The organism is Thermoplasma sp., assembly GCF_008709555.1.
GTDB lineage: Archaea > Thermoplasmatota > Thermoplasmata > Thermoplasmatales > Thermoplasmataceae > Thermoplasma.
The window spans coordinates 53,371-55,196 of sequence record NZ_VYIJ01000010.1; the positions used below are offsets into that span (position 1 = coordinate 53,371).

Sequence of the window (1,826 nt, forward strand, 5' to 3'; positions counted from 1 at the left end):
TGAGGTGATCGTGATAGACAGCGGGAGAATTGTAAGGAGAATAAAGCTTCCGCTGAAAGGAATAAAGGTTGCAAGGTTTGCCGCAGCATACGAAGAAGTTGATGATGTGTTGAAATCACTTGGCTTAAAGTACGATATGTCTGGGTTTCCGTATGTTAGGATCAGCACTGGCAGTACGCAGGAAGATCTGAACTCAATACTGGTTCACAGCGGTCTAAGGGTTCTGGAGTTCAGGGACTTGACAATCGCAGAGATATATGGAGATGTATTGAATGACGTTAGCGTTACAGTTCAGAGCTGAAATCAAGAAGCAGTTCATCCTGATGAAACGATCTACGGCAGCACCCATGATGGTACTTGCTACCTTTCTGCTCGCAATGGTTTCAACCGCAGAACTTGCATGGAATACGCCCATATACAGGACTATGCCCCTGCAGTTCTCATTCGCCACCTTTTCAGGTTCCTTCATTTCATTCTTTATACTTTTCATGGTATATCCATCACTAAGCATATCCGAAGAAAAGGAAAACGGAACATACGACGTGATAAGATCCAGTACGCATGATACGACCGGGATAGACGTTGCCCGCCTTATTTTTAATATAATATTTGCCGGCATATTGACGGTCACAGCCGTAGCCGGCTTCATTTTCATGCTCCTGATCCGTTACGGGACGCTATCTAACCATGTGGAGATTGTGGTAGATCATGCGATATACAATTACATCTTCGGATATTCAGGCACACCGAGCTTATTCTTTACCCATACCAGAACCTATATTGATGAAGGTTTCAGCCTGGGCCTGTTCATGACGGATATCGCCATACTGTTTATCTCGATTCTCCCACCGGTTCTACTGGGTCTCATCTTCTCCAGGATTTCGATGAAAAGATCTACCTCGGTAATATCAAGCGTCATCTTTTACCTCGTAATATTTAACGTATACCCATACCTCGTCTCCGTGAACGACGCACTTGCGGTGAGATATCTCTACGCCGGAATCTCAGTGTTATTTCCGGGGATCCCACTATCATTGACGGACACGTATCTGGGCTTCACAACTGTAAGAATTTCCGGTGGAGGCCTCTTTTCACTCCCGAACCAGTACTTTCCGGCGTGGATCTTGGGGGCTCTTTTATCTTATGTAATTATAATCCTTCTCATCTTGTATTTCATGCCCAGCATAGGAGGTGTTATGGATTGGAGAAGAAAATAAAGACACTGCTGTCCATAATAGTGATCATAATTCTTCTGGCGTTGCTCATACACACCTTAAGTAATGATCAAGAGAGCCAGATATCGAATACAAAAACTACCGGCCCAATCCTTACCATAAATACAGGTTCCGCTGGTGGCGACGTGGTGTTTAATGGCACCTTGCCACTGACTGCTGATCAGGCATACTGGTATAATTTCACGGTCAACGCTTCTTCCGATAAGATCGTCTTTGCATTCGAGGACAATTCGAGCGTTGATGTCTTCGGTGAGCAGTATTATCCAAATGACAGACCTGGTGACAAACTCACCATTAGCCCAGGGATAGATATATCAACAATATTCCCTCATGGTCAGTACTTTCCCGCAGGCGCATGGTCCGTTGAGTTATGGACCAATCAAAGCATGAATCTGAGGTTCAAATTGACAGTTTTCTATGCGTAAATGCCCATCAGATACGGTACCAAGATCTGGTCAACTATTTTTCAATGGACTTCTAGGTTATCATAATGCGATATATTTTCTATGTTCATGCAACTTCAGCGTTTCCCATTGCCAAAGCGTGTGATGTCCCCATCAGCCCCTATTTTAATTTGTTTGAATACCGATG

The 1,826-nt window shown here is 44.1% G+C and carries 3 protein-coding genes; all 3 read left to right on the forward strand.

Annotated elements, in window-relative coordinates:
* On the forward strand, positions 1–301 hold a 301-nt coding region (locus F6Q11_RS05110; RefSeq protein ID WP_297026842.1), incomplete at its 5' end, for a hypothetical protein.
* Positions 273–1,217, forward strand: coding sequence for a hypothetical protein (locus tag F6Q11_RS05115; protein ID WP_297026845.1), 945 nt, complete (start codon positions 273–275; stop codon positions 1,215–1,217). The genes F6Q11_RS05110 and F6Q11_RS05115, both read left to right, overlap by 29 nt.
* Positions 1,202–1,660, forward strand: a complete 459-nt coding sequence (locus F6Q11_RS05120; protein ID WP_297026847.1) for a hypothetical protein — start codon at positions 1,202–1,204, stop codon at positions 1,658–1,660. Before F6Q11_RS05115 ends, F6Q11_RS05120 begins: the two co-directional genes overlap by 16 nt.
* Positions 1,661–1,826: the final 166 nt, after the last annotated feature.